Below are 19250 nucleotides of genomic sequence, written 5' to 3' on the forward strand. Positions count from 1 at the left end.
AAGCACCGCACTCGAAATGCGGCGTGCCTGCGAGGGCACCGTGGGTTCGAATCCCACCCTCTCCGCCACTATGAACCTGGGTTGCCAGGGTTACAGTCGTTTCAGCAGCTCTGTCTTTTTCGCCGCGAATTCGTCGTCTGAAAGTATTCCCTTCGAATGCAGGCCAGCAAGTCGTTCAATCTTGCTGATGATATCGTCTGGATCGAAGCCAGCCGGCGAGGAGCGAATATTTGAGCTCGGAGCCGCTATCGATGGAATACCGACGCTCGGGCTCTGGTCTGACGGGGTTTTCTGTTCTTCGTTCGGCGCCGGTGTGTCGTCAGCGGACGATACGATCTCCAGTTCCGATACGCGCACGAGCCCGTGCTGTGAGGTGAAGGTCAAAGACTGGTCGCCGCTCTGCTGCTGCGAAAAACCGCCGATGTTATGGTCTCTTGTATCGTAGACCGTGATCTGCCCGTTTACATCGATGGCCAGGCGGCGGCTGGCCGGGAAGAAGGCATAGCGAATGTTATTCTGCGCGCCCGTCGACGAGGGCTGGCCGAGATGTTGAGGCCACGAACTGCCATGCGAACTCGACTGGTAAAAGAAGCTGTTTCCGTCTCCCTGGCTCTGAGATTGATAGGGCCGATCTACCTTCGGGCCGGAGAGTTCCCCAGAGCGGATGTAAGCGGCGATCTCCGAGCAAAGCATGTCCACCCGGTGCTTCAACCCGTTGTTGAACATGTCACCGATCATGATCATGCCACCGCTTGACCATTGCCCCATGCCGCCAAGCTCGACGTGGTTGAACTGCGCCTGACTGGCATGCCCGGCGATCAAGGCCATCGCAAGATGCTCGACCACACCAGGGCTGAACCCGTGCCGCTGGGACAGGCTTTCGATAATACTCTGTTCCTGGATATCTCTCATAACAAGCTGCACTCGATTGGCCGGGCTTCATCTATGACATTTGCATGGCCTTGAGGATACCCATGGCGATCGTATCGCGACTGTCCGAAACCGTCGGGTGCATTGGCAGGCACAGGTGCGGTGGCGTTGCGCGGCCCCACGATACTAGCCTCCGGAAGCCATGCTTTTGCCGTGTCGGTGCGCGTGGGGCACCCGCGTGAACGATTGAGGCAGCGGAAGATCGATGGCGAACCTGATTCCGATGCCCGATTGGAGAAGCTGTCATCGGACAGAAGTTTCCCCTGCGTGCAAGACAGCCATTCGATCGGCGGCGCTGGCGAACGACGCGCCGCGGGAGCGGGTGAGCCCGATCAGGTCGGGAGTTCCCGCAAGTCTGCCCCGGCACCAATACCGATCTTTTTCCACGACCGTCTCGATGGGCATGGCATCCGTCTTGGCGATACCGTGAGCCGTCTCTCGCGAGACCATTGACGGAATGTTGATCTGGTGAAATTTTCCGCCCGTATTACAGCTGGAAGCGAATATGCCGGGCGAGGAACCTTTTGCGGGTGCCGGCATTCATCTTTTTCGGCCGGAAGACGAGGCGGGACATGCGATCAGTGAGGATGACCGAAGATCTGTGGCAGCACCTGCTTTCGCTTCGCGAAGGGTCATTGCGCCCGGTGGCGCTCTCCGCCGATGTCGATGGTTCCGGTCTCTCGCTCTATGGGCCGATCGCAATCCGCGGCGAGCCTCTGGTTCTAGCCCAGGTTGGCCAGTCTCTGGATGGCCGCGTCGCAACGCCGACCGGCGATGCCCAGGATGTGTCGGGCTGCGACGGCATTGCCCATCTGCACCGGTGCCGGGCGCTGGTGGACGCGGTAATCGTCGGGGTCGGGACGGTCGTTGCCGACAATCCCAGCCTTTCGGTTCGTGCCGTCAGCGGTAACAGCCCGGTGCGCGTCGTGGTGGATTGCAACGGCCGCATGCCGGAGCGGGCCAAGATGCTGCATGACGGGGGCACGCCGGTGCTCGTTCTGCAGGCCGACGACATTCCGCGCCGCAACCTCCGGCACACGATCATCAAGCTGCCGCGCCAGGCGGATGGGGGGCTCGCGCCGCGGGATATTCTTGAGGCGCTCGCCGAACGTGGCCTCACCACGGTGCTCGTCGAAGGAGGAGCCACCACCATTTCCCGCTTTGTCGATGCCCAGATGATCGACCGGCTGCATATCTCGATCGCGCCGATCATCATCGGTTCGGGTCCCGCCGGCATCCGCCTTTCGCCGATCGACCGCCTGTCGGAAGCCCGCCGCCCGGAGGTCCAGGTCTACAATATCGGCACGGACATCGTATTCGACTGCAATTTCCGCATTGAAGCGCAGCAGGCGGCCATCTCAGCAGGTTGCGAGGATGTCCTGATGGCCGACCTCGCATAGGCTGCCTTCGCGATCGACCATGTTCCGCCGGAAATCGGCCCAGTCGCGGATTTCGTTCTCGTCGAGCTGGCCGTATTCATAGACCGCGCGTACCACTCCGTCGAGGAACAGACGCTGCAGCTCGCGCTGCTCTGCAGCCATCGTCCATGGGCTTTCGGCGGTCCTCACCGTATAACCGCTCTCCCCCAGGCAATCGGCCAGCGTCTCCCAGGCCCGCGGTCCCAGCGAAAATCCAAAACCCTTGTCGCTCAGCTGATGGGCGTTGAAGCTTGCAAGCACGGCCTCGTCCAGCGGATGCGGCTTGGACCAGCGCATCCGGCCGTCATAGTTGAGCGCCGCGTAGAGACTGATACCTCTCTCCGCGACATGGGCGACGAAACGGCGAATGAACTGCTCCGAACAGAGGTCGAAGAGCGCAGACGCGGTCACGAGACTGACTTCGGCGAGCGGCAGCGCTTCGAGCTCGTTGAGATCCCCCTGAATGAGGTCGACAGCATCCCCATGCAAGCGGCGTGCTTCGTCCAGCAGCCGGTGGTCGTGGTCGAAAAGCCGAAAGTGAGCCGGCTTTCGAAGCCTGGAGGAGAGCACGCGGAAGGTCGAGCCGGTGCCGCAGCCGATATCGAGCACGGTTGGGGCCGAGAGGCTTTCGAGGGATTGTACAGCCGCTGCCAGCAAGTCCGCGTCACGTGCGAGAACATCCACGGGCTCGCGCAGCGCCAGCCAGTCCCTGTCGAAGCCGCTCATCGAACCGTTCCCAGAAAACCCGAGATGGTGACGGCGGTGTCCCGCCAGGAGGGAAGCGCGGCACCCGCGACCGCTGCGGCGTCGGCCATGGAAATGCGGGTTTCCGGCTCTTTCAGCAGACGTCGCAGAGCGGCCGCGAAAGCGTCCGGGTCGTCCGGTGGAACGAGAAAGCCGGCGCTTTCGGGCACGACGTCCGGCACGGCCCCCGCCGCACAGCCGACGATCGGCAATCCTTGCGCGAGCGCCTCGGCAAACACCATGCCATAACCTTCATAACGGCTCGCCAGCGCAAAGACGTCGGCCTTGGCGAATTCGGAGCGTGTGTCGTCGATCTGGCCGGCGAGTTCGATGCGGTTACCGAGCCCGGATTTGGCGATCTGGCGTTCGAGCTGCGCCGCAGTGCCGGGATCGAGCATCTTGCTGCCGACGATGCGGCAGGTCCATGGCAGACCGCGCAGCTTCTCGAGCGAGGAAATCAGTATGTCGTGGCCCTTGCGGTGGGTCAGCGTGCCGACGCTGAGGATCAGAGGCGGATCGCCGCCACCAGCAGCCAGCGGTGCCGGATCCATGCCCGGGATGGCGACCGTGATCTTTTCCGCAGGGACGGCGTAATTGGCGGCCAGTTCGGCAGCGGTGGAATGCGATGTAACAATAACACCGCGGGTGTGCGCCAGAGCCGCCTTCTCCCGGGCGGCCGCGGCGTCTTGCTGCTTGCCGTCGAGCCCCGTCTCCAGCGCCAGCGGGTGGTGCACGAGCGCCATGATTTTCAGGCGTTTCGCTTGGCGGCCCGCCCATTCGTCCATCGCGCCGAAGGCCAACCCGTCGATCAGGACGAGACTGTCATCGGCGAGCCCGGAAAGCCTCCCTTCGGCATCGTCGAGCTGCTTTGCATCCGGGTTCGGAAAACCGTCGCCGAGGGAGATCAGTTCGACATTCCAGCCGAGGTCGCGCAGGGCCGCGACGACACGGCGATCATAGCCGTAACCGCCCGTGCGGGTTTCGAGCTCGCCCGGATAGGCGAAGACAAGATCGCGGCTCACAGCTCGGCCTCGAACCAGCCGCGGGCGGTGTGCGATTCGTGCAGCATGACCCGCAGTTTGCGGATGCGGCCACCACCCCCGCCGAGCCGGCCGTTCCGGACGGCATCGGCGATGCGGTCGAATATGTGCTTGGCGAGGAATTCCGTCGTCGTCACCTTGCCGGCGAAAATCTCCAGCGTGTCGAGGTTCTGGTAGTTGAGCGGCGCCAGCACTTCCTTCAGTACGTCGGTCGCTAGCCCGATATCCACGGCAAGGCCGTTGTCGTCCAGATCGCCGGTGAAGAAGGCGGCATCGACCACGAAGGTTGCCCCATGCATGCCCTGGGCGGGGCCGAAGACCGGGCGGGCAAGACTATGCGCGATCATGATGTGATCGCGGACTTCGACGGCGAACATGCGGGATTTCCTTCAATACTTGATGCGATGACAGAGCGTGGCAGCCGAGCCGATGATCCCGGCATAATCGGCGGCGATGGTCTCGAACGGTGTTTCGCCCGAAATCAGGTGGTCGAGCCGGTCGTCGGCGAGAAGCTGGAGCGCCTTGCCCATGCGTCGCCTGGTGTCCCAGCGGGCCCGTCGTCCGGGCGGCAGGGAGGCTACCTGTGAACTGACGATGGAAAGACGCTTGGCATGAAAAGCTTGCCCAAGCGGGATCTCCACATGCTTTTCTCCATACCAGCTTGCTTCGATAATCCGGGCTTCGAAACCTGCATGATCGAGCGCCGTTGCCAGAGCCTCGGCCGAAGCGGAAGCATTGACCAGCACGTCGCAATCATGTGGCACATGACCGGCAGACGAAAATCGAAGACCGAGAGCCTCGGCAGTTCCGGCGCGCGCCGGCTCGATATCGGAAATCACCACTTCGGTGCCGATGATCCGTGAGGCTAGGTAGGCGACCAGAAGGCCAACGACGCCGGCGCCGAAAACGACCACGCGGTCGCCCGGCTGGATGCCTGCGTCCCAGGTGATATTGAGTGCGGTTTCCATATTGGCAGCCAGCACTGCGCGGCGCGGGGGTAAGCTGTCGACAAGTGGGTGGGTGGCGGAAACCGGCACGCGAAAACGGTCCTGATGGGGATGCAGGCAGAAGACCGCTTTGCCGACGAGCCCTTCAGGTCCTTCTTCGACCACGCCGACGGCGGCATAGCCGTATTTCACGGGGAAGGGGAATTGGCCGGCCTGGTGCGGGGCACGCATGCGCTCATATTCGCTTTCCGGCACCTGTCCGGCAAAAACGAGCGATTCGGTACCACGGCTGATGCCGCTATAGAGCGTTCGAACGACAACCTCGCCCTCGCAGGCCGTCGGCCGCTTCTCCTGCCGAAGCGCGCAACGGCCCGTCTCCTCGATCCAGAGTGCTCTTCCGTCCTTCTGCGTTGCCGCATTCGGAACTGTCTCACGCCTTGTCACGCCTCACACCTTTCACGCCTTAACAATCCAGACCTAGAGGCTTCGACGATGACGGCAAGGGAGCCGTCCGGCGAGAGGGGGATATGGCCATCACGTTTATTTGACGGCGGTTTTGCGGATCCGGCATTTGCTGCCCACCGTATTCTTCTCCATGTAGTGCCTGTGAGGAGAGTGTCATGATTATTTCATATCATCCCTTGGACGAGGAAGGCACGTCCAATGGCTGACTGGATGAATGCCGGGCCGCTGGATCGCCAGGCGGCACGCAGGGCTCACCGCTTGCTCTCCCTGGATGCCTATGCCGTAACCATGACCGTCGCCGCCGCGCTGGTTGCGGTCATGCATTTCCTTGGCGACTGGCTCGGCATCGATACGGCCGCGGCCTGCTGCGCCTTCATCATCTATGCGGCGATTTCCGCCGTAGCGCTCGGCAATCTGCGCGCGCATGGGCATGGGCGTTTCGGCGCGGCCAATATCGTGACGACAATCCGCGCCGCACTCACGTCGGTTCTAGGCGGGATGGTGCTGGCATCGCCGCAGTTCGGCGTGGGCTTCGATCAGGGCGCCCTGTGGATGCTCGGCTTCCTGGTCGCTTTCGCGATGGTCCTGGATGGTGTCGACGGCTTCCTCGCACGGCAGGCAGGCACGTCTTCCCGGTTCGGCGCGCGATTCGACATGGAGATCGACGCGCTGCTGATCCTCTTCCTGTCGCTCGCGGCAGTGCTGCTCGGCAAGGCGGGACTTTGGATCCTGCTGATCGGCCTGATGCGCTATGCCTATGTCGGGGCTCAGGCGGTCTTTCCGGCGCTGAGGGGCGAACTGCCGCATTCGATGCGCCGCAAGGCGATCTGCGTCGTTCAGGGCGTGGCGCTGTGCCTGATGTTGTTTCCGGTCGTTACCTCGCCGGTCTCCACCCTGCTTGCGGCTGCGGCCCTCGCTTTGCTCACCTATTCCTTCGCCGTCGATGTGATCTTCCTGGTGAGCGCGAGCAGGAGCCATCATGCCGCGGCCTGATTTTTCCGCTTCCCTGGGCCTGACACGCTCGCTGCTGATCTATTACGGCCAGCCCTGGCGGCGCTCTTCGCTGAAGCGTTTCTATGCAGGCCTCGTCCGCAAAGGCGATCTCGTATTCGATATCGGTGCGCATGCCGGCAGCCGCAGCCGGACGCTTCTGTCGCTTGGCACCAGGATCGTTGCGCTGGAGCCGCAGCCTTTGTTTGCCGATTTTATTGCCAGATCCTTCGCGGGCGAAGAGTTGACGCTGCTGCGCAAGGCGGTCGGCAAGGAGCCCGGCAGCGTCGATCTGCATATTTCCAGCCGCCATCCGACCGTGACCAGCATATCCTCGTCCTGGATCTCGAAAGTCGAAAAGACTTCCGGGTTCCGCAACGTCACCTGGGACCGTGTCGAGCGCGTGGAGATGACGACGCTCGATGTGCTGATCGGAGAATACGGCGTGCCGGCCTTCTGCAAGATCGACGTGGAGGGCGCCGAGGCGGATATCATCGCCGGGCTGCATCATCCCATCCCGCTGATCGCCTTCGAATATATTCCGGCGACGATGGAAATCGCCGAGGAAGCCATCGGCCATCTGCGGAAACTCGGCCCCTATCGCTTCAACCGGGTCGAGGGGGAGCGGCATCGGTTCGTCCATGACGAATGGATGACCGCCGATGCGATGCTGGCCGAGATTGCGGGCCTTGCCGGCCAGACGTCGTCCGGCGATATCTACGCGCGGCTGGAGGCCTGACGCCTCAACGGTTCCGTCTGCTGAAAAGCGCCGCCAAGATGAACACCAGGCCGGGTGCGGCGCCGACAAGCGCCAGAATGCCGTAGAGGATGCTGGCTGTGACGCCGTCGGACGCCGCATACCCGAAAAGCGGCCAGAGGCCTGCTGCCGCGGCCTCCCTGGCGCCCCAGCCGGCAATCGTGGCGGGGATCAGCATCATCAGCAGACAGAGCGGAATGGCAGTGACAGCCGCGAGTGCCGGTAAGGGTGCGCCGACGGCGGCCGAGGCAAGCATGAACATTGCGATATAGCTTGCGACGATGACGAGGCTGAACAGCGTCTGCACGATCCACGCCCGGTCCCGCAGGAAGACCTGCGCCAGCGCTGCCTTCAACGCCGTAAGCCGGGGCTTAACACGACGCGGCGGGAAGCGGAGCAGCAGCAGGAACGCGATGGCGAGGCCCGCGGCGGCGACCGCGAAACCGGAGAGAAGATGGCGCACGTCCTCCGGGATCGCTGCCCCGCCCAGAAGCGGCCAGAGCATCACGCCGAAGGTTGCTATGACGAAAAATATCCCCTGCCCGGCAACCCGCTCGAACAGCACGGCCTGCACCGGCACCTTCCCGCCGTCACCATGAGCCCGGTTGCGGACGGCGCGAACCGCATCGCCTGCCACTCCGCCCGGCAGAAGCTGGTTGACCAGCGTTCCGAGATAATAGTCGCCTATCGCTTTCCCGACGCCCAGGTGCTGGCCAAGCCGGGCTGCCGTGAACCGCCAGCGGAGCGCCGAGAGTACGATCTGCACCTGCACGAGGATGAGGCCGGCGGTTATATAGGTCGGATCGGCCGACGCCAGGCTTGCGGCAATCCGTTGCGGCTCGAAGCGCAGGATCACGGCAATGAGAAGTGCGAAGGCCGCAGATAAGCCTATAGGTTTCAGAAAACGCATAGGCCGAAGGGTTTGCAGGAACAGCGCATGAACGAATTTCGGCCTTTTCGCCAGAGTGACGCCGCCAGAATAGGGCATATCGCGCAGCGCAAGGCAAATGGATCGCCATTTCTGAGGATCACGATTGCGCTGGCGATCGTTGCGGCCATCCTGGCTGCTCCTTCCCATTTCACCGACGTCTCCGAGTTCAGATTTCCGCTGGAGATGGCGGCGGTTGCGTTGCTGGCTTCGGTGCTGGCAGGTCCAGGCTTTTCCCTCCTGCGGTGGGCGGTCACCGTGCTGCTGGCGGCAATGCTGTTCCTGAAACTCGCGGACATAGGCACCGGTATCGCCTTCCCGCGACCGTTCAATCCCTATCTCGATCTCAAGATCCTCACCGACGGATGGAATCTCCTAAGCGGTTCCGTCGGGATCAAGGAGGCGGTCGGGATCATCTGTGCGGGCCTTCTTGCATGGCTGGTTGTCGCCGCCGTCCTCTATTGGTCGTTGGGCGGTTTCCGGCGCCTTCCGCGGGGAGTTCGGCGCAAGTCCGCTCTCGTTTCCGGTGCGGTTCTGCTGATCGGCGTGGCGGCGCTTGCGGTCCAAAATGCCGATCGCCGCACCCTCGGCGTCCAGGCCGATGCCGCTTCCTATTTCGTCAATCGCGTCACCATGGTCAAGGAGTCGATTGCCGATCTCGCCCGGTTCGAGGACGAACTGAAGCAGGATCCGGTCACCGCCGGGCCGCATTTCTCGGCGCTTGCCGGCACCGACGTCGTGCTGATCTTCATCGAATCCTACGGCCGCAGCGTGATCGAAGATCCGCGTTATGCGGCGCGCATCGGCAGCCGGCTGACCTTGGTGGAGAAGGAGATCGAGGCCGCAGGCCTGCAGGCACGCAGCGGCTGGCTCACCTCACCGACCGTCGGCGGCATCAGCTGGCTGGCGCATGGCACGCTGCTCTCCGGTCTCTGGGTCAACAATCAGGGACGCTACGACCGGATGATTACCAGCGAGCGGACGACCCTCAACAACCTCTTCCGTAGCTCCGGCTGGCGTACAACGGCGGTCATGCCGGCGATCACGCTCGACTGGCCGGAAGCCGGTTATTTCGGCTACGACAGCATTCATGCCGCCGCGGGACTCGGATATCGCGGAAAGCCCTTCAATTGGGTGACGATGCCGGATCAGTTCACGCTCGAGGCGTTCGAGAGGTTGGAGCGGCAGGCCCGTGACAAGCCCGGCCACAAACCGGTCATGGCGGAAATGGCGCTGATCTCCAGCCATGCCCCCTGGACGCCTATCCCGTCGCTGGTCCCCTGGGATAAGGTCGGCGACGGTGCCGTCTTCAATGCGCAGGCGGAAAGCGGCGACCCGCCTTCGGTCGTCTGGGCCGATCCCAACCGCGTCCGGGCGCAATACCTCACCTCGATCGATTACACGCTCGAAACGCTCGGCTCCTATATGGCGCGTTACGGCAGGAACACGCTGTTCATCCTGCTCGGCGATCACCAGCCGGCGTCGATCGCTACCGGCGAAGGCGCCTCGCGCGACGTGCCGATGCATATCGTCACCGGCAATCCGAACCTCCTGAAGCGGCTTGATGGATGGCGCTGGCAGAAGGGGATGATCCCGCAGCCGTCCACCGCGGTCTACCGCATGGACGAATTCCGCCGGAAGCTGGTTGAGAGCTTCGATTGATCGACCGCACCCGGCCGAACTGTCTCATCAGGAATGGCTGCCGAGATAACTTTCCATCAGCGCCGGATTGACCGCCATTTCGCTTGCCGGGCCGGAAAGGCGGACTTCGCCCAGTTCGACCAGGTAACCCTCGTCGGCAATTTCGAGCGCGGCGCGGGCATTCTGTTCGACGAGCAGGATGGAGACGCCGGTCTTTCGCAATTCCGAGACGATGTTGAGGATGTCGATGACGATCTTCGGCGCGAGACCCAGGCTCGGTTCGTCGAGCAGCAACAGGCGCGGCCGGCTCATCAGGGCCCGGGCAAGCGCCAGCATCTGCCGTTCGCCGCCGGAAAGCGTGCCGGCAAGCTGCTTGCGCCGTTCGGCCAGGCGGGGGAAGCGTGTGTAGACGTCCTCGCGCGTCTCGGCGCGCTCCGTGGTGCTGCGCAGGAAGCCGCCGAGCTCGATATTGTCTTCGACCGACATGGTGGAGAACAGTTCGCGCTTTTCCGGCACGAGGCAGAGGCCGGTGGCGACGCGGCCTTCGACCGAGCGCGGCACTGGGGCACCGTCGTAGATGATCGTGCCGGAGGAGGGGACGATGCCCATGATGGCGTTGAGCAGCGTCGACTTGCCGGCGCCGTTCGCACCGATCACGGTGACGATGCTGCCGGGCTTCATGCTCATCGATATGCCGTGCAGCACCTCGGCTCGGCCGTAGGAGACGTGAAGGTCGGAGAGTTCGAGCAGGTTTCCGCTCATGCGACACCTCCCAGATATGCGGCGACGACCGCCGGATGTTTGCGCACGTCGGCCGGCTTGCCTTCGGCGATCAGGGTCCCGAAATCGAGCACCACGAGATGGTCGACGAGGCCCATGACGAAACCCATGTCATGTTCGACGAGGAGCACGCTGACGCCCTCCTCACGCAGCTTCTTCAAGAGGTTGGCGAGCTCCTGTTTTTCACCGTGACGCAGGCCCGCCGCGGGTTCGTCGAGCAGCAGCACGGCGGGATCGGCAGACAGGGCGCGGGCAATTTCGAGGATGCGGATCTGGCCGAGCGCCAGATCACCGGCCGGCCGGTCGCGATAGGCGCCGAGCCCGACGCGTTCGAGCTGGACGGCGGCTTCGGCAAGCAACGTCGCCTCCTGCCTGCGCTCCAGCCGCAGGAAACTCCTGAAGACGCCGGCCGAGCCGCGCAGATGCGCGCCGAGCGCGACATTTTCCAATACCGACATGTCCGGCAAGATCTTTGCGTGCTGGAAGGTGCGGGCGATACCGTGTTTGGCGACTTCGCGCGGGCTGTCGCCGGTCATCGGCTGGCCTTTGTAGGAAACCGATCCGCTTGTCAGCGAGGCAATGCCGGTGATGAGGTTGAAGGTCGTGCTCTTGCCGGCGCCGTTCGGACCGATCAGGCCGACGACCTGGCCAGCGCGCACTTCGAAACTGACATCGTTGACCGCGACCAGCCCGCCAAAGGCTTTTCGCGCCTTTTCCACCTTGATCAGCGACGAGCCGGCCGGCGCGAGCGTGCGTTTGGCAAGCTTGTCGTCGGAAGCGGGCAGAGGCCGCGCGGCGCGCTTCGGCAGGAGCTTCAATACGAATGGCCAGAGACCGTCCCGGGCGAGCTGCAGGGTCACCACCAGCAGGATGCCGAAAACCACCATTTCGAAGTTGGCGGTCGTGCCGACCAGATCCGGCAGGAAACGCTGCAGCAGTTCCTTCAGGATCAGCACGATGCTGGCACCGAAGATCGCCCCCCAGACATGGCCGGAGCCGCCGACCACGGCCATCAGCAGATATTCTATGCCCATGCTGAGCCCGAACGGCGTCGGGTTCACCGAGCGCTGCATATGGGCGTAGAGCCAGCCGGAAAGTGCGGCAACCACGCCGGCAAACACGAAGACGGTGAGCTTGGCGCGCACGATGTTGACGCCGAACGCTTCCGCCGCCTGGCCGCCGCCGCGCAGTGCCCGGATGCCACGACCGATCCGCGAGTCGAGCAGGTTTTTCGCGCCGAGGGCGACCGCAATCACGAAAAACCAGATGAGGTAATAGATCGCCCCGTCGCTCATGAAGCGATAGCCGGCGAATTCAACCGGCGGGATGCCGGAGATGCCGTCGTAACGGCCGAGGAGGTCGATCTTGCCGAACAGATAATAAAGCGCCAGGCCCCAGGCGATCGTGCCGAGCGGCAGGAAATGGCCGGAAAGGCGCACGGTGATGAGGCCGAGCGGCAGGGCGGTCGCCGCGCCGACGATCAGCGACAACGGCAGGGTCAGCCAGGGCGAAAAGCCGTAGTTCGTGCTCAGCACGGCCGTCGTATAGGCGCCGAAACCGCAGAAGGCGGCCTGGCCGAACGAGGTGAGACCGCCGACGCCGGTCAAGAGCACGAGGCCGATCGTCACCAGCGACGCGAGGCCGATATTGTTGAGGATCGTCAGCCAGAAGGGCGGCACCGGCAGGAGGGGAATGATCGCCAGGAAAACGATGCCGGCGAGGCCGGGAAGCAAGCGTTCGATCTTCATGGCTCACTCCTCCTCGTGGAAGCCGCCGCTCAGCGACAGCCAGATCAGAACGGGAATGATGAGCCCGAAGACGATGACTTCCTTGTAGCTGCTGGCGAAGAAGGAAGAGAAGGATTCGACCAGGCCGACGCCGATCGCGGCGATCGCGGTGATCGGGAAGCTCGCAAGCCCGCCGATGATCGCCGCCACGAAGCCCTTGAGTCCGATCAGGAAGCCGGTGTCGTAATAGATCGTGGTGATCGGGCCGATCAACACCCCGGAAACGGCCCCGATGGCGGCTGCCAGCGTGAAGGCGGTGACGCCGGTCAGATGGGTGCGGACGCCGACCAGCCGTGCGCCGAGCCGGTTGACGGCGGTCGCACGCAGCGCCTTGCCGAGCAGGGTTCGCTCGAAGAACATGTAGAGGCCGACGATGATCGCGATCGTCGCTCCGTAGATGCAGAGGCTCTGGGCGCTCACCATCAAGGCTCCGATCGTGTAGTTGTCGTCGGCGAGCGGTTCGGCGCGCAGGCCTTCCGCGCCGAAGAAGACGAGGCCAAGCCCCATCATGGCGAGATGCACGCCAACCGAGGCGATCAACAGGACAAGCACGGACGCATCTGCAAGCGGCCGGTAGGCGATCCGGTAGACGTAGACGCCCATGGGCGTGATGATCAGAATGGTGAGCAGGGCCTTCGCAACGGACGGAAGGTCGAGCGGCGCAAGCACGATGGTGATGCCGTAGATCACGCCGGGAAGCACCAGGTTGAGCGCGAGGCTGCGCACAAAGGTGCCGACATCGGTGCCGCGGCGCATGCTCCAGAGGTCGAACAGGAAGGCAACCGCGCCGAAACAGACGAGAAGCGAGGTGGTGGCGGGCACCTTCCCGCCGTCGAGAAGCGCTAGCGTCAGCGCGCCATAGGCGACGAATTCGCCCTGGGGGATGAAGATCACCCGCGTGACCGAAAAGAGCAGGACCAGCGCCAGGCCGAGGAGCGCATAGATCGCGCCATTGGTGACACCATCCTGGATCAGGAAGGTCGCAATCATCGCGTCCAAGGAATTTCCCCCGATAACAGAAAAGACGCTGCAAAAAGGCCCGGCGCGGACGCCGGACCTCGTTTATTCGGCGTATTACTTGGTGATCTCGAACTTGCCGTTCTTGGCTGTGAGCAGCACGACGGCTCGGTCGTCGAGGCCGAGATGATCATCGGCCTTGAAGTTGAAGACGCCCTGGCTTGCCGGGAACGGGCCGCCGGTCTCGATGGCGTCACGGAGAGCAGCGCGGAATTCCGGCGTGCCGGGCTTTGCCTTCTTGAGCGCGACCGGGATGGCCTTCTTGAGGATGGCCATGGCATCGTTGATATGCGGGCCGAACTGGGTGCGGGTGCCGGGGCCGAACTTCTTTTCGTAGGCCGTCACATAGGCCATGCCTTCCGCCTTGGTTTCTGCGGTATCGGGCAGGGCTTCCGGCGCCATGGCCGGGCCGGAGGCGAAGATCGTGTTGTCGGCAGCCTTGCCGGCGATGCGCAGGAAGTCGAAGGTCACGGCGCCATGGGTCTGGTAGATCTTGCCGGCGAAGCCACGTTCGCGCAGGCCGATCTGCGGCAGCGCGGCACCGGTACCGGAGGCGCCGACGAAGACGGCATCCGGACGCGCGGCCACGAGTTTCAGCACCTGGCCGGAAACGGAGGTGTCGGGACGGGCGTAACGCTCTTCGGCGATGACCTTCAAGCCGTATTGTTCACCGATCGCCTTGAATTGGCCCATCCACAGGTCGCCATAGCTATCGGAGAAGCCGATATAACCGACCGTCTTGACGCCATCGGCCTTCATCTTGGCAAACAGGTTCCTGGCGATCAGGCCGGCATCCTGCGGCATCACAAAGGTCCACTTGCCTTTGGAAATAGTCGGCGGAACCGGTGAGCAGGAGAGGTGCGGGGTACTGGTTTCACCGGCAACACCGGCAACAGCGATCGAAGCGGGCGTCAGCGCGGAACCGACGATGACATCGACCTTGTCGTCGTTGACGAAGCGGCGGGCATTGGTGGTGGCAACCGAGGGGTCGCCGGCATCATCGAGAACGATGACCTTGAGCTTTTCGCCGCCCACTTCGGTCGGCCACAATTCGACGGAGTTCTTCAGCGGAATACCGAGCGCCGCACCCGGGCCGGTCGACGATATGGTCACGCCGATCGTCACGTCAGCCAGTGCAGAGCTTGCAAACAAGGACAAGGACAGGACGGCAACAGGCGCCATTCCAGCAAAAAACCGGTTCTTCATAGGATCCTCCCAGGACAAAAGCGGGCGATCTCCTCCCGCCCTGTCATTTGTTTACATGGAGATTGTTTCTTTGTAAACAATTCTGATAACGGTTATGTAAAGCTTACGAAGGCCGGTTCGAATGCGGCCGGGGTCCCAAGCCTTACCCGGCATCGCCCCCCAGCAGCCGCGCCAAACCGGCTTTGCCGTTCAACTCCACCATCTCACGGGCCAATCTGGCGCGACGTTCGATCAGTTCGAGCATCTCCATGAATGCTGCGGTCTTTTCAGGCGGCAGATCACCGAACATGTGTTTTTCCAGGGCATCGATGTCGGCCACCATCTTTTCGTAGACGGCCGTTCCTGCTGCCGTCAGCTGGATCTGGGCCCATCGCGCATCGCGTGCGTCGGCGCGGCGGTCGATCAGGTCGCGATCGACGAGTTCGCGGATCGCGCGCGACACCATCGCCTTGTCGATGGTCGTGAGCTTGCCGATTTCCATCGGCGAGATCGATCGATAGGTGCCGATCGCGGACACGACACGCCAGATATTCAGCTTGAAACCGTTGGCCTCGCACAGCAGGCTGACGAGCTTCATCATTTCCGCATTGCTGCGCGCCAGACGGTAAGGCACGACCTCGGAGAGCTTTCGGGTGGACGCGCGCCGTTCTTCCGTCATCCGCTCAGGTCACCAGAGCCCGCTGTCTATATTCGGCTGTGTCCCACAGGCGGTTAGTCATGATGTCTTCGAGGATATCCACCGCGCCCAGTACCTCGCGCTCGCCGATATAGAGCGGTGTGAAGCCGAAGCGCATGGCGTTCGGAGCGCGGAAATCGCCGATCACGCCGCGCGCGATCAGGGCCTGCATGATCGCGTAACCCTCCTCGTGCAGGAAGGAGATCTGGCTGCCGCGCCTCGTCCCATCGCGAGGTGAACCGAGTTTCAGCATCGGGCAGCGCTTTTCGACTTCCGCGACGAACAGATCGCAGAGTTTTATCGACTGGTGGCGGAGGTCCGCCATGTCGACGCCTTCCCAGGCATCGAGCGCTGCGTCGAGCGCCGCAAGCCCGATGATCGGCGGCGTGCCGACCCGCATGCGGTCGATGCCGCCGCCCGGACGATAGCCGAGATCGAAGGCGAATGGCTGTTCGTGTCCCAGCCAGCCGGAGAGCGCCGGCCGCACCTTGTCCGCATGACGGGGCGCGACATAGATGAAGGCCGGAGCGCCGGGCCCTCCGTTCAGGTACTTGTAGGTGCAGCCGACCGCGAAATCCGCGTCCGCGCCGGAAAGATCGACAGGCAGGGCACCGGCCGTATGGGCGAGATCCCAGACGGTGATCGCGCCTGCGGCATGAGCCTTTTCGGTCAGCACCTTCATGTCGTGCAGCCGCCCGGTGCGATAATCCACCTCGGTCAGCATGACCACGGCGACGGTCTCGTCGATCGCAGCTTCAACCTCTTCCGGCTCGACGATCTTCAGCTCAAGACCTTTGCCGAGCGAGCCGATCAGGCCCTGCGCCATGTAGAGGTCGGATGGAAAATTGCCGCTGTCGGACAATACGACCTTGCGTTCCGGCACAAGTTCCAATGCGGAAGCGAGCGCCTGATAGACCTTGATCGACAGCGTATCGCCCATGACGACCGTGCCTTCCGCCGCCCCGATCAGCTTGGCCACCCGGTCGCCGATCCGGCGTGGCATCGTCATCCAGCCGGCCTTGTTCCAGCCCTTGATCAGCAGATCGCCCCATTCGTCGGTTATCAATTTGGCGACGCGCTCTTTCGCGGCGAGCGGCAGCGGTCCGAGCGAATTGCCGTCGAGATAGATCACGCCTTCCGGCAGATAGAAGAGCGAGCGGGTCTTTTCGAAATCCGTCACCGGAACACCTTGCTGTTCGAAACCAATCGTTTGAGGGGAGCTTAGCTCCGAAGCAACGCAGACTAGAAGCTGGCATCTCGCGCGCAAGGCAGATTTACGGCTTTCGCGATTATTTCCGGGGCGAATCCAGTCTTGCCGGTGATCGATCGCAGCCGTAACCTTGGTTATCCGATCTCCGATGGCAAAGATTATGGGTGCTTCATGAGTGGTCTCACCGATCTTTCCGTCCTGCTGGCCAGTCTGGAGCCGGTCCTTCTCGAAGGCGAATTCGTCTATGCGACCGTTCCGCCCGAAAGGCTGCAGGAATACCTGGACCTGAAACCAATCGGGTTGTTTTTCGAGAAGGAAGGTCTGACGCTGATCCTGCCGAAAGAGACTGCCGAAAAGGCCGACCTTGTTGCGAGCGCGCCGCTTCGCTGCATCACCATGATGGTGCATTCCTCGCTGGAAGCGGTCGGCATGACCGCGGCGATGGCGGCAGCGCTGACCAAAGAAGGCATAAGCGCCAATGTCGTCGCGGCCTATTACCACGACCACATCTTTGTGCCGGCGGCGGACGCGGAACGGGCGGTTTTTGCGCTTAGAGCGCTTTCAACCGCTGCCGGTTAGCCGCGGGCAATCGCGTGAAAAAAGGCGCCGCTGACCAGGCCTCGCCGGCCGCCTGTCGGACCGATCGGCTTGCCGCCGCCATCGGCGATCGTCGCAAAGGCGGCGTCGGTGCCCGGCGAGACCACGCTGGCATAGTGGAATTCATGGCCACGGATCGTATCGCCCCTTCGGCCGATCGGGCTGTCCTCAGAGAGTTCCGCCTGGCGGTAACCGAGGTTCATCTTGCGTTTGGCGAAACTGGTGCGGTGGGAGAGCAGCCCGGTCATGACGTGTGTCACGCCATCGGCGTCCTCCAGCGTTTCGCCGAGAACCATGTAGCCGCCGCACTCGCCGTGGACGGGTTTCGTTTCCGCAAATCGGGTAAGGCCGGACTTGAATTTTTCGGCGTTCGCAAGTTTTCCCGCGTGCAGTTCGGGGTATCCGCCCGGCAGCCAGCAGACGTCGCAGCCGGCCGGTGGTGCTTCATCGGCCAGTGGGGAGAAGGGAACAACCTCGGCACCGGCGGAACGCCATTCGCGCATCAAATGCGGATAGAGGAAGGTAAACGCGGCATCCTGCGCCAGGGCGATCCGCTGACCCGGCGGACGCAGTGATTTTTCCGTGGAGCCGCTGGGAATATTGAAGGGTTTTGCGGCGGCATAGATCGCATCGAGGTCGAGCGAGGCTTCCATGGCGTCGGCCAGTCGTTCGATATGTGCGTCCATTTCCGGATGTTCGCTCGCCTGGACGAGGCCGAGATGCCGTTCGGGCAGGATAAGCGAGGGGTCGCGCAGGACGGTGCCGACAACGGGAATTCCGGCCGCCTGGATGGCATCGCCACAAAGCTTCTTGTGCCTTTCACTGCCGGCACGATTGAGGACGCAGGCCGCGATTTTCACGGTCGGATCATAGTGAGCAAAGCCGTAGGCGATTGCGCCGGCGGTTTGGGACTGGCCGGAAACGTCCAGCACCAGCAGCACGGGCAGATGGAACAGCCGGGCGAGATCCGAGGCGGCGCCGGAACGGTTCTCTTCGCTGACGATGCCGTCGAACAGGCCCATGGCGCTTTCGATCAGAAGCAGTTCCGCATCTTCCGCCTGCCCGCGCGCCAGATGCCGGAGCAGGTCCGGCGCCATTGCCCAGCTGTCGAGGTTGAGGCCCGGCCGATGCGTCGCCGCCTCGTGGAAACCGGGATCAATATAGTCCGGCCCTGTCTTGATGCCGCGCACCTTAAGGCCACGGCGGGCAAAGGCGCGCAGCAAGCCGATCGTGACGCTGGTCTTGCCGGAGCCGGAGCGCGGCGCACCGATGATGAGCGCGCGGGCGGTCATGGCTTGCCACCTGTCAGCACGGCCTGCATCGAAACGATCCGGCCGATGACGATCAGAGCGGGAGCGGCGAATTTCTGTCGCTCGACTTCCGCCTCGACGGTTGCGAGCGTTGCGGTCAGCGAGCGTTCGTCCGGCGTGGTTGCCGCCATCAGCACCGCGACCGGCGTTTCCGGCGATAGCCCGCCTTCGATCAGCAGCCTGGCGATGGTGCCGATCGTGCTGACGCCCATGTAGACGACGATCGGCTCGCCGGTTTTCGCCAGCGCCTTCCAGTCCAGGTCGCCGGGACTGCCGGCCGCATGGCCGGTGGCAAGGGTGATCGCGCGGCTCACTCCCCGCATCGTCGCGGGAATGTTGGCGGAAGCGAGAGCCGCGAGCGCGGAAGTCATGCCCGGCAGGATGCGGAATGGAATGTTTTCTCGGGCAAGCGCTTCCGCCTCCTCGCCGCCGCGTCCGAACACGAAGGGGTCGCCGCCCTTCAGCCGCAGCACGCGCCTTCCCTTGCGGGAGAGTTCGATCAGCAGGCCGGTAATATCGTCCTGGGCGACGGAGGGTTTGCCGCCGCGCTTTCCGACGAAGATAAGCTCGGCGGTCGTCGCGAGCGACAGCACGCCGTCGGAGACCAGCGCGTCATGGACGATCACGTCGGCCTTGCGAAGCGCATCGGCTACTTCCAGCGTCAGGTAACGCGGATGGCCGGGGCCGGCGCCGGCGAGCCAGACATGGCCGGGCTCGAAGACGGGTGCTGCGACGATGGTTTCGATGCTTTCATTCATATGCGGACCTTTGACCGGTGACGCTCGGCCCCGGTCGGGCTATAGAAAC

General features: G+C 63.3%; 19 protein-coding genes. 5 read left to right on the forward strand and 14 right to left on the reverse strand.

Annotated features, from left to right (window positions below; genetic code table 11):
* Window positions 1-90: 90 nt before the first annotated feature.
* A complete protein-coding gene (locus tag GQ59_RS27545) occupies window positions 91-912 on the reverse strand; it encodes an SHOCT domain-containing protein (RefSeq protein WP_037087497.1) in 822 nt (273 codons plus the stop codon).
* Between the two features lie 590 nt (window positions 913-1502).
* Here GQ59_RS27545 and GQ59_RS27555 point away from each other — a divergent pair.
* Window positions 1503-2330: a RibD family protein gene (locus tag GQ59_RS27555; protein WP_037087590.1), complete on the forward strand. Its 828-nt coding sequence runs from the start codon at window positions 1503-1505 to the stop codon at window positions 2328-2330.
* Here GQ59_RS27555 and GQ59_RS27560 read toward each other — a convergent pair.
* The 4 genes from GQ59_RS27560 to GQ59_RS27575 are packed head-to-tail and all read right to left on the reverse strand — an operon-like array spanning window position 2289 to window position 5523.
* Window positions 2289-3074: a class I SAM-dependent methyltransferase gene (locus GQ59_RS27560; RefSeq protein WP_037087502.1), complete on the reverse strand. Its 786-nt coding sequence runs from the start codon at window positions 3072-3074 to the stop codon at window positions 2289-2291. The two genes, GQ59_RS27555 and GQ59_RS27560, sit on opposite strands and share 42 nt — an antisense overlap.
* Window positions 3071-4114, reverse strand: a complete 1044-nt coding sequence (locus GQ59_RS27565) for a glycosyltransferase family 4 protein (protein WP_037087503.1) — start codon at window positions 4112-4114, stop codon at window positions 3071-3073. The genes GQ59_RS27560 and GQ59_RS27565 overlap by 4 nt, the downstream gene beginning before the upstream one ends.
* The gene (locus GQ59_RS27570) at window positions 4111-4509 is read right to left on the reverse strand and encodes a 6-pyruvoyl trahydropterin synthase family protein (RefSeq protein ID WP_037087505.1); all 399 of its coding nucleotides are present in this window, start codon (window positions 4507-4509) and stop codon (window positions 4111-4113) included. Before GQ59_RS27570 ends, GQ59_RS27565 begins: the two co-directional genes overlap by 4 nt.
* 12 nt (window positions 4510-4521) lie before the next feature.
* On the reverse strand, window positions 4522-5523 hold the full coding sequence (locus GQ59_RS27575; RefSeq protein WP_084683314.1) for a zinc-dependent alcohol dehydrogenase: 1002 nt from the start codon (window positions 5521-5523) through the stop codon (window positions 4522-4524).
* Between the two features lie 219 nt (window positions 5524-5742).
* Between GQ59_RS27575 and GQ59_RS27580 the strand changes: the two genes are divergently transcribed.
* Together GQ59_RS27580 and GQ59_RS27585 are read left to right on the forward strand one after the other, a co-directional pair.
* A complete protein-coding gene (locus GQ59_RS27580) occupies window positions 5743-6537 on the forward strand; it encodes a CDP-alcohol phosphatidyltransferase family protein (RefSeq protein WP_037087507.1) in 795 nt (264 codons plus the stop codon).
* Window positions 6524-7273, forward strand: a complete 750-nt coding sequence (locus GQ59_RS27585; protein WP_037087509.1) for an FkbM family methyltransferase — start codon at window positions 6524-6526, stop codon at window positions 7271-7273. Before GQ59_RS27580 ends, GQ59_RS27585 begins: the two co-directional genes overlap by 14 nt.
* A gap of 4 nt (window positions 7274-7277) precedes the next feature.
* On the opposite strand, the gene GQ59_RS27590 is transcribed toward GQ59_RS27585, so the two are convergent.
* Window positions 7278-8201, reverse strand: a complete 924-nt coding sequence (locus tag GQ59_RS27590; RefSeq protein WP_037087512.1) for a lysylphosphatidylglycerol synthase transmembrane domain-containing protein — start codon at window positions 8199-8201, stop codon at window positions 7278-7280.
* A gap of 27 nt (window positions 8202-8228) precedes the next feature.
* Between GQ59_RS27590 and GQ59_RS27595 the strand changes: the two genes are divergently transcribed.
* Window positions 8229-9881 carry a sulfatase-like hydrolase/transferase gene (locus tag GQ59_RS27595; protein WP_037087514.1) on the forward strand — a complete coding sequence of 551 codons (1653 nt, stop codon included), beginning with the start codon at window positions 8229-8231 and terminating at the stop codon, window positions 9879-9881.
* A 27-nt stretch (window positions 9882-9908) separates the two neighbouring features.
* On the opposite strand, the gene GQ59_RS27600 is transcribed toward GQ59_RS27595, so the two are convergent.
* The 6 genes from GQ59_RS27600 to kynU all read right to left on the reverse strand — a co-directional run bounded on the left by GQ59_RS27600 (window position 9909) and on the right by kynU (window position 16506).
* Entirely contained in the window at window positions 9909-10622 is a 714-nt protein-coding gene (locus GQ59_RS27600; RefSeq protein ID WP_037087517.1) for an ABC transporter ATP-binding protein, read from the reverse strand.
* Window positions 10619-12388 carry a branched-chain amino acid ABC transporter ATP-binding protein/permease gene (locus GQ59_RS27605; protein WP_051904233.1) on the reverse strand — a complete coding sequence of 590 codons (1770 nt, stop codon included), beginning with the start codon at window positions 12386-12388 and terminating at the stop codon, window positions 10619-10621. The genes GQ59_RS27600 and GQ59_RS27605 overlap by 4 nt, the downstream gene beginning before the upstream one ends.
* A 3-nt stretch (window positions 12389-12391) precedes the next feature.
* Window positions 12392-13426, reverse strand: a complete 1035-nt coding sequence (locus GQ59_RS27610) for a branched-chain amino acid ABC transporter permease (protein ID WP_037087519.1) — start codon at window positions 13424-13426, stop codon at window positions 12392-12394.
* A gap of 75 nt (window positions 13427-13501) precedes the next feature.
* Window positions 13502-14650, reverse strand: coding sequence for an ABC transporter substrate-binding protein (locus GQ59_RS27615; RefSeq protein ID WP_037087521.1), 1149 nt, complete (start codon window positions 14648-14650; stop codon window positions 13502-13504).
* A 142-nt stretch (window positions 14651-14792) separates the two neighbouring features.
* Entirely contained in the window at window positions 14793-15230 is a 438-nt protein-coding gene (locus tag GQ59_RS27620; RefSeq protein WP_162183325.1) for a MarR family winged helix-turn-helix transcriptional regulator, read from the reverse strand.
* 82 nt (window positions 15231-15312) lie between these two features.
* Window positions 15313-16506: a kynureninase gene (gene kynU / locus GQ59_RS27625; RefSeq protein ID WP_037087524.1), complete on the reverse strand. Its 1194-nt coding sequence runs from the start codon at window positions 16504-16506 to the stop codon at window positions 15313-15315.
* A gap of 201 nt (window positions 16507-16707) precedes the next feature.
* On the opposite strand from kynU, the gene GQ59_RS27630 reads away from it, so the two are divergent.
* Window positions 16708-17115, forward strand: a complete 408-nt coding sequence (locus GQ59_RS27630; protein WP_037087597.1) for an ACT domain-containing protein — start codon at window positions 16708-16710, stop codon at window positions 17113-17115.
* Here the strand turns inward: GQ59_RS27630 and GQ59_RS27635 are convergent.
* The gene (locus tag GQ59_RS27635) at window positions 17112-18425 is read right to left on the reverse strand and encodes a cobyrinic acid a,c-diamide synthase CobB (RefSeq protein WP_037087526.1); all 1314 of its coding nucleotides are present in this window, start codon (window positions 18423-18425) and stop codon (window positions 17112-17114) included. The two genes, GQ59_RS27630 and GQ59_RS27635, sit on opposite strands and share 4 nt — an antisense overlap.
* On the reverse strand, window positions 18422-19201 hold the full coding sequence (gene cobA, locus GQ59_RS27640; RefSeq protein ID WP_037087528.1) for a uroporphyrinogen-III C-methyltransferase: 780 nt from the start codon (window positions 19199-19201) through the stop codon (window positions 18422-18424). The genes GQ59_RS27635 and cobA overlap by 4 nt, the downstream gene beginning before the upstream one ends.
* Between the last annotated feature and the right edge of the window lie 49 nt (window positions 19202-19250).

It is taken from the genome of Neorhizobium vignae, assembly GCF_000732195.1.
GTDB classification, from domain to species: domain Bacteria; phylum Pseudomonadota; class Alphaproteobacteria; order Rhizobiales; family Rhizobiaceae; genus Neorhizobium; species Neorhizobium vignae.